At 57.2% G+C, this 14,558-nt stretch carries 15 protein-coding genes and 1 tRNA gene; 7 read left to right on the top strand and 9 right to left on the bottom strand.

From position 1 onward, the window contains the following. Positions 1 to 346 precede the first annotated feature (346 nt). Positions 347 to 634: a hypothetical protein gene (locus C2E15_RS12005; RefSeq protein ID WP_245912255.1), complete on the top strand. Its 288-nt coding sequence runs from the start codon at positions 347 to 349 to the stop codon at positions 632 to 634. 493 nt (positions 635 to 1,127) lie between these two features. On the opposite strand, the gene C2E15_RS21375 is transcribed toward C2E15_RS12005, so the two are convergent. The 5 genes from C2E15_RS21375 to C2E15_RS11990 form a co-directional block, all read right to left on the bottom strand. Continuing rightward, a complete protein-coding gene (locus tag C2E15_RS21375; protein ID WP_146108548.1) occupies positions 1,128 to 1,226 on the bottom strand; it encodes a YoaK family small membrane protein in 99 nt (32 codons plus the stop codon). A gap of 62 nt (positions 1,227 to 1,288) precedes the next feature. Continuing rightward, complete coding sequence (locus C2E15_RS12000; protein ID WP_104957572.1) at positions 1,289 to 1,489, bottom strand: hypothetical protein; 201 nt, start codon at positions 1,487 to 1,489, stop codon at positions 1,289 to 1,291. Continuing rightward, entirely contained in the window at positions 1,486 to 1,770 is a 285-nt protein-coding gene (locus C2E15_RS21370; RefSeq protein WP_128861313.1) for a hypothetical protein, read from the bottom strand. Before C2E15_RS21370 ends, C2E15_RS12000 begins: the two co-directional genes overlap by 4 nt. 511 nt (positions 1,771 to 2,281) lie before the next feature. Next, positions 2,282 to 2,530, bottom strand: a complete 249-nt coding sequence (locus tag C2E15_RS11995) for a CsbD family protein (RefSeq protein ID WP_104957571.1) — start codon at positions 2,528 to 2,530, stop codon at positions 2,282 to 2,284. 584 nt (positions 2,531 to 3,114) lie between these two features. Then, positions 3,115 to 3,807, bottom strand: a complete 693-nt coding sequence (locus tag C2E15_RS11990) for a B3/B4 domain-containing protein (RefSeq protein ID WP_104957570.1) — start codon at positions 3,805 to 3,807, stop codon at positions 3,115 to 3,117. A gap of 43 nt (positions 3,808 to 3,850) precedes the next feature. Between C2E15_RS11990 and C2E15_RS11985 the strand changes: the two genes are divergently transcribed. Further along, on the top strand, positions 3,851 to 4,453 hold the full coding sequence (locus C2E15_RS11985) for a helix-turn-helix transcriptional regulator (protein WP_104957569.1): 603 nt from the start codon (positions 3,851 to 3,853) through the stop codon (positions 4,451 to 4,453). Positions 4,454 to 4,583: 130 nt separating this feature from the next. Then, positions 4,584 to 4,657, top strand: a tRNA-Gly gene (locus tag C2E15_RS11980). A 160-nt stretch (positions 4,658 to 4,817) separates the two neighbouring features. On the opposite strand, the gene aroD is transcribed toward C2E15_RS11980, so the two are convergent. Then, complete coding sequence (aroD, locus tag C2E15_RS11975; RefSeq protein ID WP_104957568.1) at positions 4,818 to 5,711, bottom strand: type I 3-dehydroquinate dehydratase; 894 nt, start codon at positions 5,709 to 5,711, stop codon at positions 4,818 to 4,820. 139 nt (positions 5,712 to 5,850) lie between these two features. On the opposite strand from aroD, the gene C2E15_RS11970 reads away from it, so the two are divergent. Both C2E15_RS11970 and C2E15_RS11965 read left to right on the top strand, forming a co-directional pair. Next, entirely contained in the window at positions 5,851 to 6,720 is an 870-nt protein-coding gene (locus C2E15_RS11970; RefSeq protein ID WP_104957567.1) for an alpha/beta fold hydrolase, read from the top strand. A gap of 269 nt (positions 6,721 to 6,989) precedes the next feature. Then, entirely contained in the window at positions 6,990 to 7,637 is a 648-nt protein-coding gene (locus tag C2E15_RS11965; protein ID WP_104957566.1) for a metallophosphoesterase, read from the top strand. 18 nt (positions 7,638 to 7,655) lie between these two features. Here the strand turns inward: C2E15_RS11965 and rsmF are convergent, their stop codons facing one another. The 3 genes from rsmF to yebS all read right to left on the bottom strand — a co-directional run bounded on the left by rsmF (position 7,656) and on the right by yebS (position 13,043). Next, on the bottom strand, positions 7,656 to 9,098 hold the full coding sequence (gene rsmF, locus C2E15_RS11960; protein ID WP_425438007.1) for a 16S rRNA (cytosine(1407)-C(5))-methyltransferase RsmF: 1,443 nt from the start codon (positions 9,096 to 9,098) through the stop codon (positions 7,656 to 7,658). 101 nt (positions 9,099 to 9,199) lie between these two features. Further along, positions 9,200 to 11,836 carry a PqiB family protein gene (locus C2E15_RS11955; protein ID WP_104957564.1) on the bottom strand — a complete coding sequence of 879 codons (2,637 nt, stop codon included), beginning with the start codon at positions 11,834 to 11,836 and terminating at the stop codon, positions 9,200 to 9,202. Then, positions 11,802 to 13,043, bottom strand: a complete 1,242-nt coding sequence (gene yebS, locus C2E15_RS11950) for a membrane integrity lipid transport subunit YebS (RefSeq protein WP_104957563.1) — start codon at positions 13,041 to 13,043, stop codon at positions 11,802 to 11,804. The genes C2E15_RS11955 and yebS overlap by 35 nt, the downstream gene beginning before the upstream one ends. 219 nt (positions 13,044 to 13,262) lie before the next feature. Here yebS and C2E15_RS11945 point away from each other — a divergent pair, with 219 nt between their 5' ends. Then, on the top strand, positions 13,263 to 13,763 hold the full coding sequence (locus C2E15_RS11945) for a GAF domain-containing protein (RefSeq protein WP_104957562.1): 501 nt from the start codon (positions 13,263 to 13,265) through the stop codon (positions 13,761 to 13,763). 96 nt (positions 13,764 to 13,859) lie between these two features. Beyond that, positions 13,860 to 14,549, top strand: a complete 690-nt coding sequence (gene proQ, locus C2E15_RS11940) for an RNA chaperone ProQ (RefSeq protein ID WP_104957561.1) — start codon at positions 13,860 to 13,862, stop codon at positions 14,547 to 14,549. The last annotated feature ends 9 nt before the right edge of the window (positions 14,550 to 14,558 follow it).

Raw genomic sequence — 14,558 nt, 5'->3', positions numbered from 1 at the left:
TCTGATGTGCCTCCGATGGCTGGCGTAAACATTGAATGGGATCATAAAAATGATGCTAAAAGTCTGCGCGAAGCTAATGCGATGGTGGCCGCATATGGAATGACCGGATTGCATGTCGCTCCAGCCTTACGGAGTCGGCATACAGAAGAGAAGGCCATTGATATGAACATTTCGTGGGCAGGCTAGCTGAACATCATCGACAAGAACAATAAAACCGTCATTATAAGAACGCCACCAAGAGATGGAATGAACACAGAACTCCATCAGGTGGGTAAAAGCTATGGTGTAATCAAATATCACGGTGGTGCCCGAGACAAGCCCCACTGGTCATCGGATGGGAGATAAGATGAAAAAAATCATAATGGCAGTAACGACTTTACTGTTGACAGTTAGCTGTTCCGTCGTGCAGGCTGAGTCACTGGGAGCTGATATAAAAGCTTTTCAGGATAACGCTGAAGATTGCCAGCATTTTGCAGGTGAATGGGATAGTTCTTTGTCCAAGAGCCGACAAAAGGAAATTGAAGCAGGCGTAGATAAATATTGTACGCTGGCCAGCAAACAACAAGAGCAGCTTAAGAAGAAGTACCCGGGCAACAAAGACGTTGAAAAAATCCTTGCTGAGTATGATCTCTGAATAACTTACTTTACCAATATCCGGGCATTGCGTCTTGGGCGGCATCAGGTAACGGACGATCCGCCCAGGAAAGGATGAACCTGTAATGGAGAACGCATTTTGCGTAATGGATATTTCTATTCACTCGTCTTTATATTTTAAACGCCAACAAAATCTTCCTGTTCTTTCATTTATTTACCGCCAACAGAGTATCACCAGAATGTGATCTGCTGACTGTATTCCTCAGCTAACACGCGATGGACATAACGTTAGGGTTTATAACAACAGCGCCGGCATTATCTTCGCCATCTGCCTCACTTACGCCTGAGTAACAAGAGGTGTCCGTGAGCATTTGCGAAAGGCGTTAAAGCTGGTGCTGTTAGCAGGTGCGCATTTAATGACGGACAGACGAAGAGATCGTTAACACCTTTGCACCCGGTATGCGCAAAGGCGTCAGGAACGCCTCTGCGGTTTTTACGTTAATAACGGGCACTCTCTTATCCCGCATTGATGCTTAGGTACCGGGCATCCATGCGCCGCTGGCGATGAACCACACCAGAAGTACCACCCCTGCGATGCCGCACACGGCCGGAAAAATATATCCAATTTTCATACAGTTAACCAAGATTAATTAAGTTTGTCATACTGGTTGTTTTCGCTGTTTATGGATTAAGTTTAGATACCATCATCAACTTTTTCGGCGATACGGTATGTTAAATAAGCCGCTAAAAAACCTAAACAGGATATGCCCGCCATAAAATAGCGGTATTTAAATTCTGACATAAAGATGAACCAAAACAACAGCCCAAGAGTAACGATAATGATGCAATCACGCACGCCAGCTATACCATGGGATATTAATTTCAAGAAAATCATAAGCTTATCTTCTTGAGAAACAAGGCGGTTACTTCATTGAACAGGCGACGGTTTTTATGCCATAACGCAGTTGCGCCCTCGAAAGGCTCAACTCTTTTTTCAATAATAAAATAAAGAAGAACCAAATGCCCCTGTCTACGCAGAGAGTCGTACAGCTCTGCATCACGTTGATTCAGCTGTCGTGATGAGTAAACTGCGCTGGATGGTAATGCTCCTACAGAAAGCAACGTTAAGAAAGTAAATCCCATCACTACTTTTGCAGCCATACGACTGGTAAACATCGTCCCACTGTTACCCAGCCCTGGCCTGTTTGTCATTATACTGCCGGCCAGGCTTCCTGAGCTGTTAACGACGACGTTTTAAGCTTTTCAATATCAATGTTATCCAGTGAGCGCTGAATGATGTAATCAGCCATTTTCTCGAGGTATTTACGATTAGTAAAACCATCTTTACTACCAAAACCATGCCCAGACAGGGCAGACAGAGCAAACGTGAGGCTTCGTGACAACGTCACATAAAATGGCCGCGACCGTTTCCGTGAGGCATAAGCGACTTTGTCAGGCGTGGCATTGTTGCATTACCTGCAGAAACAGAGATATGGCTGATGATGACGAAGCAAAGAATTGAACGATTGCCCTGAAGTGGTTAATTTTGCCAAAGCGGGGCATTAATGGATGCTGCTGAAGTAGTTGGTTTGGCCAGCGCAGAGGGATGGAAAGGGCTTACCAAAGGCGTAGAAAAACTACAGAGAGGTAACCAGGCCGACAGAGAACCTGCCGGCCTTAGGGCCGATTATTTACGGCCTAACAGATAGCCCAGCACGACGCCCGCTGCCGCGGCCACGGCTAATCCGCCGAGCGGGTTAGAAGAAACCTGGCTTCTTACTGTATCAGCGGCGTCACGCACTGCGTAGCTCGCCTGGCTGGCGTATTTGCGCGCCGAACCTTCCGCCTGATCGCTATAGCTGTCGGTTGCACGGCCGTAAGCTTCCTGCGCTTTACCGGTACCTTCGCGTACTTTGTCTTCGATTTTACCCAGCATCTGTTTCTCCTTTCTATGCGTTGAAAAATTAAGTCTAGCAGAAATATAAGCGGCTATATGACGACCGGGAAACGAAACGGCGATGCCAGGTCAGAAGGCGGTAAAAAAATCTCTTTTAGCGGCAGACGAGACGATAAAATATGAACTGCCGTAACGGGCGGGCAAGTTTTAGTGCGTTTAGGTGATTGAAAATTAACAGGAAAAAACAAATCAGCGGCGCGTATCTGCCGTTTTAGACGCGAAGTGAAACGATTCGTAAATAACAATAAGCAGATGAAAAAGTAAAAACTGGCGCTTAATTAAGAAAAATCTGTCTCCATTTTATAACAACCACACGGCGGTTTTAATTATATTCAAAAGAGTAAACAGCGGTTGCTTTAGAGGCTATAGCGCCATTTTTACTTATTAAGTATGTACCGGTAAAACGGTCTTGCTGCCGGTTAGGCAATCAGGTGTTATCGGTGTGAATAGAGAGCAACCTGAGCGCAGCGCATAAGTGGTAAAAGAGAGGATTTAAAAGGGACAGGCCTCTGCACGGGCGGCGTTACCTCACCGGTAAGAGAGAACGCCGCCAGAGAAAAAGATTAACCGATCTCGCCGATAAGCTGTTTTTCAATGCGGGAGCCGGGCATCATCAGCGCAATACCCTGAATCAGTTCATCACCCGCCTGGTGCAGCGCCTCCAGCGGCATTGCCGGCAGGCTTTCGAGGATAAACCACATCTGTTTCGCCTCGGCGCTCAGCCGGGTTCGGACGCCCTGACGCCAGTTCCAGCGTCGGCAAGTGACGCCCTGTTCATCACGCCAGATAACTTCGCCCGGCTCGGGGGATTCGCTGGCGGGTTCTCCCTCTTTAACGGTATCAAACAGCTCCGTTCCGTCAGCAATCGTCAACCGTGGCTGGCTGGTATAGGCGGCAAAGTTTTCCCCGCCGACCGGAATGGCATAGCGAATGCTAATGGCGTTATAAAGATCGACGATCGGATCGATCGCGGGCATTGCGCCGTCACGCTGAACGCGCTTACGTAAGGCGTCGGCCGAGCAGGGCGTGCGTTTAGGTTTGGCGCCAAACGCCTTAAACGCCTCCGCCCATGCGGCAAGGTGCGCCTCCGCCCAGTTCGCTTCGCCGGCCACAACGGATGCGCACGCCCGCTTCAACGCCTCGTCAGCAATGGCGGGATTAACTAACGGTGCGGCATCGACAACAAGGCTTAGCGCGCGAAAGCCGGGTGCCAGACGGATAACCGCCGGGTCGATTGACGGGGTAACAGAAAACATAACATAATCCTTTAGTGACTAATTTAGATTATAGTAGTGACCGATGACCAAAAAAGTCAATAAATCGACCGCTGCCGGCGCTGATATCGCCAGCGTCAGCGAGGCGGTGTCCACCAGCATTCATCATCACCGCAAGGAGCAGAAGCTCTCCCTGGATGAGCTTTCCCGACGGGCGGGAGTCAGCAAGGGCATGCTGGTGGAAATTGAGAAGGGCAGCGCGAATCCCAGCGTGGCGATCCTTTGCAAAATCGCCGCCGCGCTCGGCCTTTCCGTTGCGGATATTGTTAATGTCACGCGTGCGCCCGATGCATGGCTGATTGAAAGCCAGGATATCCCTACGCTCTGGCAGGGCGAGAAAGGCGGTAGCGCGCGCCTGCTGGCTGGATCCAGCGGGCCGGATATGGTTGAGCTTTGGCGCTGGGAGATGTTTCCTGGCGAGGTATTTACCTCTCCTGGCCATCCGCACGGCACCTTTGAGCTGCTGCACGTTGAGCAGGGAGTGCTGAGCCTGAAAACCGAAACCAGCAATCTGACAATTTATGCCGGCAGTTCGGCGGTCGCCAGAACGGATAATGCACATCATTACGCTAATTTCGGCGACGCCCCGCTGCGTTTTACCATGACGGTCGCGGAGCTGCATCGCTAACGGCCCCGGGATCGCCTTGATGCCGCGCGTTTTTTTTCCGCTGATAGCAGATAAGTGCTTGCGTAAAGGGCGCCATATTGTGTAAAACTGCGTCTTGCTGAATGCGTACCGGCATGACGCAGCCTGCCGGGCGGGTATCGTATAATGGTATTACCCCAGCTTCCCAAGCTGGTGACACGGGTTCGATTCCCGTTACCCGCTCCACGCTCTCTTTTTTCCGCCCTGTCTGTCCACAATCCCCGTTTAGCCGGAAGAGCGTTTGATTTTGACGTATCAGGCTAAACTGTGGCATTTTTCCGACGTCAAAGCGCCTGCAGGCAACCATAGAACGCGCCTTTTGCTTTGCCGTCGGCCCGCAGCGCGTTTATGACGGCTTCGCGTCTTCCTGCGCCGCGCGATGCAGCAGCGCCAGCACGCTGCTCAGATCGCTCGCCTCCAGCTGCCCCGGCGCTGAGGCATCGCCCGCCATGCCGAAAGTCAGCGCTGAGCCGGTCAGCTCGCCGGCCAGACGCGTTACGGCGCCCATGCCGCCCATCGACATCGTCAGCAGCGGCTGCTGTGCGTAGTGCCGCCGCATCTCCCAGGTGGCCGCCATCATGCCGATGACATCGCCCGGATCGTGCGGCATAGCGGCCATTTTCAGGATATCCGCGCCCATTGCCTGCTGCTGGCGCAGGCGCGCGATAATCTCCCGCTGCGGCGGCGTCTGTTGAAAATCGTGGCTGGAGAGGATCACGCGCACCTGCCGCTGATGTGCCAGCGTAACCAGCTCTCTGGCGGCGGGGCGATACATCTCAATATCCAGCAAATCCATCTCTCCCTGCGTCAGCAGCTGCTGACAGAGTGCGCTGTAGCGCTCATCGTCAATCGCCTGCTTGCCGCCTTCCGCCTGAGTACGGAAGGTCACCAGCAGGATTTTATTCGGCAGCATGGCGTAAAGCTCGCGCGTCAGCTGCGCCATCGCCGCCGCGTCCTGGCCGTTGTGCAGCAGATCCAGCCGCAGCTCGATAATATCGCTGTCGCTCCGCGTCGCCTGACGGCGCACAAAGGACTTCACCGCATCGCTCTGCGTGGCGGTGGTGGAGACGATCACCTTCGGCTCGCCTTCGCCGATGGCAATATTCTTAATTTTTACTGGCCGTAAAACAGGGGCGGTGGGGGTGGCGCGGGGCGCGTCCGCTGCGCCTGATGCGGAAGGGGACATCAGCGCCAGCGCAAACATGGCGCTGCCGCATCCAATAAAATCTCGGCGTTGCATAGCGGTCCTCGGTGATTTATGTAATAAATGGCACAGCGTTAAGCGTAGTAAAAGATGTTGCCGCCGCGCCTTTTCCGGCCGCAAGCGTACAAGAAACCGCCATTCGGCCCGGTCATACGGGCACAGGAAAACATCAGACATGCATAGCAAACCGGCAATCTTACTGGCTGGCGTTCTGGCGCTGGCGCCTGCGCTGGCACAGAGCGAAACGCAGCACGCCCACTGGGGCACGCGCTGGCAGCGGCTGCCGGCCACCCCAGCGCCGCTGGCTGAGATGCAGTCGGGCTACGCCGAGGTCAACGGCATTCAGCTTTACTACGCCGTAACCGGGCAGGGATCGCCGGTTATCCTGCTGCACGGCGGGCTGGCGAACAGTGACTACTGGGGGCTGCAGGTGCCTGAGCTGGCGAAGCACCATCAGGTGATTGTGGTCGATAGCCGCGGACACGGACGCAGCACGCGCAACGCCCAGCCCTACGGCTACGATGTAATGACGGATGATATCGTCGGGCTAATGGATCACCTGCATATCGCCAAAGCTGATATCGTGGGCTGGAGCGACGGCGCGATCATTGGTCTGGATATGGCGATGCGCCATGCGGAACGCGTCGGGAAGGTGTTCGCCTTTGCGCCTAACGTCACCACGCGCGGCGTTAAGCCGGGCGTTGAGAATAATCCGGTCTTCACTGCCTATATGGCGCGCGCCGGGGAAGAGTATAAAAAGCTGTCGAAAACGCCCAACGACTATCCGGCGTTTGTGAAGCAAATTAGCGGGATGTGGCAGTCGCAGCCGGAATGGCGCGATGAGGCGTTAGGTACCATCCGCGCCCAGGTGCTGATCGCCGACGGCGATCATGATGAAGCGATCGACCGGGCGCATCTCGAACATATCGCCGCCGCTATCCCTGACGCCGGCCTGCTGATCCTGCCTACCGTCAGCCATTTCGCTTTCCTGCAGGCGCCGAAAGAGTTTACCGACGCGGTGATCCACTTTCTCGACGGCAAATAGCGCCGCGCCTGCGCAAAAGCGGGCGGCAGCGGCGCGATGAGAGGGCTTGTCCGCCGCGCCGTTAGCCGACGATAAGTTTATGCGCCAGCCGGGCGAGGATCTCCAGCAGCAGCAGGCTGCCGGTGAAAAGACATATCAGCATGACAATAAACTTCTTCTGGCTATCCATATTGGCCTGCACCTTTCTGATTACCTCGCCTGCTACACTTTAAAGGCTACAGCCTTAACCGCACATCAATATTCCTGTTACAGCTGTAAGGAAAAGGGCGATGTTGTATCAATATCTGGAGGGGGATAACTGGCGACACATCTATATCGTCGGCGATCTGCACGGCTGCCGCTCCCTGCTGGATGAACAGCTGCTGGCGGTGGCGTTTGATACGCGACGCGATCTGTTGGTCTCGGTCGGCGACCTGATCGATCGTGGGCCTGATAGCCTGGCCTGTCTGCGGCTGCTGGATCAGCCCTGGTTTCGCTGCGTGCGCGGCAATCATGAAGAGATGGCGCTGGCCGCGCTGACGCAGGGGGATGAGCTGTTGTGGCGCATGAACGGCGGGGAATGGTTCTGGCGGCTGGGCGAGGCCACGCGCGCCGCCGCGCGCGCCTACCTGATGCGCTGTCAGGCGCTACCGTTGATTGTGCATATTGCGCTGGGCGAGCGGATTGTCGTGGTCGCCCACGCCGACTACCCGGCCGCGCGCTACGCCTGGGCGCAGCCGATCGACGCCTGGCAGACAGTGTGGGGACGTGACCGCATTCACCAGCTTCAGCGCGGACAGGGCGGCGTCATTGCTGGCGCCGATGCGTTCTATTTCGGCCATACGCCGCTGGATGCGCCGCTCAGCGGCTGGAATCAGCACTATATCGATACCGGCGCCGTCTTCGGCAACCGGCTGACGCTGGTGAAAGTTCAGTAGCGTAAGCGGCCGCGCTTGTCAGGCGCGGAACAGTTTGCCGTCGCGCACCAGCTCGCGCGGATAGCTGTTTTTCAGGCGCTGGCCTACTTTCTTCGCCAGACCGATCGGCTGCTGCTGCCAGGTGACCAGCACCTCATCGCGCGGCAGCGCTGCCTCTGGCCAGATGTCGCGGCCGCGATACCACTCTTCCGCCTCGCTTTCCGTCAGCGCCACGCTGTTCCCTTCCTCAACGCGCGCCAGCGCGATGACCGCCTCATGCTGCCAGCGATAGCCTTTGTTAAAGGTTTCCGCCAGCTTCAGTCCGATACGCGAGAAACGCACCCGACCGATCAGCGGCTCTACCGCGGCGGGGAACAGCCAGATCTCTTTATCGCGCTGCCACAGCGACAAGGCATCCTCCTGCCAGCACAGGCCAGATTTTGCCGCCGCCTGGATAACCTGCTGTGCATCCTTACGCGACAGCGGGCTGAACGGGAACTTGCCCACTTTGTAACCTGGCACTGGCATCGGCTCGACGCTGGCGGTTTTGCGCAGCCGGGCGACGAAAAAGCCTTCGCTGTCGAACAGCTGCGGGAAGACGTGCAGAAACCCTTCCGGCGTGACGGCCTGCTGCGCGCCGGGGAAGAGATCCGCCAGCGACTCGACCGTCACCGCGTCGGGATAGCGCTCACAGAGCCACGCCACCACCTGCTGGTTTTCCAGCGTGTTGAGTGTACAGGTGGAGTAGATCAGCGTGCCGCCCGGCTTCAGCGCATGAAAGGCGCTGTCGATCAGATCACGCTGTGTTTCCGCGATGGAAAGAGTGCTGTCCAGCGTCCAGTTGCGCAGCGCGTCCGGGTCTTTACGAATCACTCCTTCGCCGGAGCAGGGCGCATCCAGCAGAATGGCGTCAAACGCCTCCGGCAGCGCCGGACCGAACACGCGTCCGTCGAAATGGGTCAGCGCGGCGTTGCTGACGCCACAGCGGCTGAGGTTGGCGTGCAGCACCTTCACCCGGCTGGCGGCATATTCATTGGCCAGAATAACGCCCTGGTTTTTCATTAACGCCGCTATCTGCGTGGTTTTGGAGCCGGGCGCGGCCGCCACATCCATCACCCGGCAGGGCTGCGGCTGAGCGGCGAACAGCGCGCTGACCGGCAGCATTGAGCTGGCTTCCTGAATATAAAACAGCCCGCTCAGATGCTCCGCCACGCTGCCGAGCGGCAGCGAGTCGTCGCTTTCGTCGCGCTCAATCCAGAAGCCTTCGGCGCACCAGGGGATCGGCGTCAGCCGCCAGCCGTAGCGGGCGGTCTGGCGCAAAAAATCCGCCACGCTGATTTTCAGGGTATTCACGCGCAGGCTGCGGCGCAGCGGCTGTTGGCTGATGGCGAGAAAGGCCTGCAGGCTCTCCTCATCGGGCAGCGTTTGCCGCATCAGATCAAGAAAGGCTTCAGGGAAGCTGGCTCGGGATTGTTGGACCACGACGGAATTCCGGTAGTTGCAGAAAAAACAGGGCGGGAAGTGTAACACAGCTGCGGCGAAAGCCGATGAAACGGGAGCCCTGCGCGGGCTCCCGGAAGAGATCAGGAGGAGGGGATTGCCGTTCCCCATTGGCGCCACGCTTTCGGCTCCTCATCCTGCAGCAGGAAATGCTTGCCGGACGCGGCCTGCGGTGCCAGCGGCACGGTCGGCGGCGTGGCGAACTGAATACCGCCGCGGATAAATTGCTGGAAGGTGCCGGTTTTCACCACGCCGCCGATCAGGCCGAACTCCAGGTTATAGCCGGAGGCGAGCCAGAAGACGGAGTTATTGCGCACCAGATGCTGATATTTCTTGCTGATGCGCAGCTGTACCTGCACGCGATCCGCCATGCTGCCCAGCGAGGTGCCGGTGACCGTACCCACTTCGACGCCGCGGAATAGCACCGGCGTGCCGATGCCGAGTGAACCCGCCTCCGGCGCATCGACCACAATGCTCAGGCCGTCAAGATAGCGCGAATCGGTAATCGTGGTCTCCTGTAGCTCGAAGCGACGCACCAGGCCGCCCTTGCCGGGATCGACGTTGATATAGGGCTGCAGCAGCGTCTCCAGGTGGTTGACGCCGGTGGCCGAAATCTCCGGTGACACTACCGAGAAGCGGCTGCCGGTGCGGGCGAAGCTCTGCACATATTCCGGATACAGCACCGCCTTGGCGATCACCTGATTATGATCCTGGCTCAACGCCAGCGACTCGACCTGGCCGATATCGATGCCGAGATAGCGAATCGGCATGCCGGCGGAAAGCTTGCTGCCGTCATAGGTATGCAGCAGGATCTGGCTGCCGACGGCGCGCGCGGCGGTTTCTGAGCTGTACAGCACGCGCTTCTCATTTTTGCCGGTGCTGGCGCCTTCCAGATTATCGAAGCTGATTGCGCCACGCAGGGCGCGGTTCAGCGGCGACGCCTGCACCGTCAGGCCGGCGCCGTTGAGCTGCACTTTCGCACCGCCCTCCGCCCAGAAAACGCTGTCAGGCGTCAGCAGCTTGCGGTATTCGGGCTTGATATGCACCGCGACCAGAAACTCGTTCGCTTTCGGCGTCACGTCAACAATCTCGCCTACCTGGAATTTGCGGAACAGCACCACCGATCCGGGCTGAATATCGGGCAGGCTGTTGGCAATCAGCGTCAGGGTGGTTGGCGGCCGTTCGCCGGTAATGCCTTCTTCCGCTTTTTCGGCGTTAGCGTAAAGCGGATACTGATTCAGCGGCGCGCCTTTGCCGCCCGGCTCCAGGCGGATGCCGCCGTCAACCCATTCGCTGGCGCTGGCGCCCAGCACCTTCATGCCGTCGAGGCCAAACTTCACGTCGAGCCGGCTGTTAATAATAAATTTACTGTCGCCATGCACCAGCTGACGATGTTCCGGCGCGATCGCCGCCTCGAACTCTACGCCTTTGGTGGTCAGCGTGCGGCGGATAACCTGACCGATCTGAATGCCGCGCAGCATCACCGGCTGGCCGGCGTTAATGCCGTAGCTCTCCGGCGCGGTGAGGCGCACCGTCAATACGTCCGGGCGCTGCAGCAGTGCTTCATTGCTCTGACGCACTGAGAAATGGTGTTGCGGCTCGCCTTCGCCGGGGATCAGCTCAAGGGTGGCGCCGGTCAGCAGGGTGCTAAGGCTGGGGTTCTCCAGGCTCACTTTCGGGCTGCGCATTTCGATGCGTGTACCGCTGCGCATCAGGCCGACCACAGAAGGATCGAGCGTCAGTTCGCCGTTCACCTTACCGCCCGGCTGCAGCGTCATCTTCGTCAGGGTGCCGACCTCCAGCCCCTGATAGATCAGCGGCGTGCTGCCCGCCTTCAGCGCTTTGCCGTCGGGCAGGTCAAGCGTCACGATCACCCCGCGCTGGCTGTGCGCCAGATCGGGATAGAGCTGATAGTTGCTTTCGCTGGCCGCTTGCGGCGAGGCCGGCGGTGAATCAAAGGCGATGGCGCCGTTTACCAGCGCCGCCAGGCTTTCCAGCTCGACCTTCGCGCCGTTAAAGCCGACATCCGCCTTCACACCGGAAACGTTCCAGAAGCGGCTCTCTTTTTTCACCAGGTTGGTGAAGCGGCGCTCAATCAGTACGTCGACGGTCACGCCGTTGTTGTCCGGATTGATGGTGTAGTCATAGACGCGGCCGACCGGGATCTTGCGGTAGTAAACCAGCGAGCCGGTATTGAGCGAGCCGAGATCGGGCGCGTGCAGATGCACCAGCATTTCGCCGGTATTGACGCGATATTTCGGCTGGGTATCCAGCGCGACAAAGTTCTCGCGCTGTTCGCCCGACTTGCCGGGCATCATGCCGATATAGTTGCCGCCGACCAGCGCATCCAGCCCGGAGACGCCGGCGAGCGACGCTTTCGGCGTCACCAGCCAGAACTGCGCGTCCTGGCGCAGCGCGTCGCGCATATCGCTTTTGATGCTGACGCGCACCTTGATGGTGCGCAGATCGTCGCTAAGGCTGATCCCCTGGACGGTGCCAACCTCAACCCCCTGATAGCGCACCGGCGTGCGGCCCGGCACGATGCCGTCAGCCTGGGCAAAATCGATGGTGACCGTGGTACCGCGCTCCTGGTAGTTGGTCCAGAGCAGCCAGCCGGCGATCATCAGGGCGATAAAGGGCAGCAGCCAGAACGGCGAAATTTTACGCTTGTTGGTGATCCGCGCTCTAGTCGGTGTAGTCGGCGTTTGTTGCATGAGCATCCCAAATCAGACGGCTATCCAGCCATTCAACGGCAAGGATAGTTAAAATTACCGCGGCGCCAAAGTAGAAGGCGGCCGGTCCCATAGTAAAAGCCAGCAGCTGGTCACGATTAACCAGCGACATGGTCAACGAAATCACAAACAGGTCCAGCATAGACCAGCGTCCGATCCAGGTGACCAGACGCAATAAGCGAATGCGGGTTTTGAGTCCCTGCTGGCAGCGAAAATGAATGCTGATCAGCAACACCAGCAGCACCAGCACTTTAGTAAACGGCACCAGAATACTGGCGATAAACACGATCGCCGCCACCGGAATATTGCCGGAGCCGAGCGAAAGGATGCCGGAGAAGATGGTGTCCTCCTGGCGACCGCCGTTCAGGTAGATAATCGAGATCGGCAGCAAATTGGCCGGGATCAGCAGCACCATCGCCGAGAGCAGCGCCGCCCAGGATTTCTGCAGGCTGTGAGGACGGCGATGCGCCAGCCGGGTGTGGCAGCGCGGGCAGCGCCCACGATCGTCGGGCATACCGGTATAGTGGCAGTTCAGGCAGATCTGTAGCTTTTCTGGCGTCACCTCCGGTTCTGGCTGCGGGTAGAAGCGATGCCAGAGCTGCTCCACATTCAGGTGGATCATCGTCAGCAGGCTAAGCGCCATCAGCGAAACAAACGCCAGCAGCCCGTAACCGACATTGATATCAGCGTAATCCTTGACCTTAATTGAGGCGACGGCGATGCCGACCAGATAGATATCGAGCATCACCCACTCTTTCAGGCGCTCCAGCATCAGCAGCACCGGACGCAGGTTCATGCCGAGGCGGTTGCCAAAAAAGAGGAAGGCGATAGCGGCCACCAGCGTAACCGGCGCGCCGATAGTGCAGAACGCCACCATCGCGGCGGTCAGCACGTCGCCCTGTTCGGTCATCTGCATAATGCCCGCCAGCAGACTGGCGCGGATCGGCGTGCCGAGCAGGCGTATCTCAATCAGCGGCTCGGTAAAGGCGAAAGGCATCAGCAAAAACATCGTGACCGCCATCGCCGTCAGGCGGGTCATCGACCAGTCGCGTCCGTTCAGCACTTTCGCGTTGCAGCGCGGGCAGTGAGCCGTCTGACGAGATTTCACATCTGGTAAGGAAAAAAGGGTATCGCATTGCGGACAACGCTGATAACGTTCACGGGGCAGAACGTGACTGATAGTATGTATTTTCATATATTAAATGCAGTGTCCCTCGTGCTGCAGGTACGCACGGTCCTTAAAACGGCGCAAAACGGACGCTGAGGGGCATAGCCCGTTTTGATAATCCGATCCGCAAGATTCTAAGGTTATATTAACTACCGGAATGATTCACCTTGTGGCGGTGGATATTTAATGCTTATTTTACCGGACGGCACTTTGTAGCCGTCCGCTTGCTTTTACAATGGTCAGGAAATGAACAAACAAGAATTTTATCACGATCTCAACCGCGATCTTCGTGCGCTGATTGCCGGTGAAACCAGTTTTCTCGCGGCGTTAGGCAACAGCAGCGCGCTGCTGTTTGAACGACTGGAAGGCGTTAACTGGGCAGGCTTCTATCTGTTGACGGAAGAAAACACGCTGGTGCTGGGCCCGTTCCAGGGAAAAATCGCCTGCGTGCGTATTCCGGTCGGCCGCGGCGTGTGCGGCACGGCGGTAGCGGAAAAAAGGGTGCAGCGCGTGGATGACGTGCATGCTTTCCCGGGCCATATCGCCTGCGATGCGAGCAGCAATGCTGAAATCGTATTGCCGCTGATGGTCGACGGCGAGGTGATCGGCGTGCTGGATATCGACAGCACGGTGTTCAACCGCTTTGATAGTGAAGATGAAATCGGCCTGCAAACCTTTACCGACGGGCTTTGCGATGTGCTGACCAACAGCGATGTGAAAAAATTTATTCATATGAATCGCAGCTAAAGCGCTGGATTTCGTAGCAATTGCCGATGGGGTCATTATAATGTCGCCTGTTCATGCCCGCGCTGGTTGGCAAACCCGTTGTAATCAGGAAATTTCATGGAAAATCAACCTAAGTTGAATAGCAGTAAAGAAGTCATCGCCTGGCTTGCGGAACGTTTCCCGCACTGCTTTAGTGCCGAAGGTGAAGCGCGTCCGCTCAAAATCGGTATCTTTCAAGACCTCGTCGAACGTGTTCAGGGCGAAATGAACCTGAGCAAGACGCAGCTGCGTTCAGCGCTGCGCCTGTATACCTCAAGCTGGCGCTACCTGTACGGCGTCAAAGCGGGTGCGACCCGCGTCGATCTGGACGGCAACGCTTGCGGCGAGCTGGAAGAGCAGCATGTTGAACATGCGCGCAAACAGCTTGAAGAGGCGAAAGCCCGCATTCAGCAGCAGCGTCAGCAGCAGCAGGCGAAAAAACGCGAAGCCGGCGAAGAGGCACCAGCGCGTCGTCCGCGTAAAGCGGCCGCCCGCAAGCCTGCCGAAGGCGAAGGCCAGCCCGCCCGCAAAGCCCGCTCTAACGACGCGCGCCCGGCTCAGGAACGCGCCGCCGCCCCTCGTCAGCGCCCGCCGCGTACGCAGCCTGTCACCGACACCTCCGCGTTGCAGCCAGGCCAGAGCATCAAAGTCAAAGCCGGCAAAAATGCGATGGACGCCACCGTTCTTGAGATCTCCAAGGATGGCGTTCGGGTGCAGTTGGCTTCCGGCCTGGCAATGATCGTACGCGCAGAACACTTACAGTTCTGAAACGGAGGC

The organism is Mixta gaviniae (genome assembly GCF_002953195.1).
Lineage (GTDB): Bacteria > Pseudomonadota > Gammaproteobacteria > Enterobacterales > Enterobacteriaceae > Mixta > Mixta gaviniae.
The sequence above is the reverse complement of the archived record's forward strand: the minus strand, read 5'-3'. Positions and strand labels throughout refer to the sequence as shown.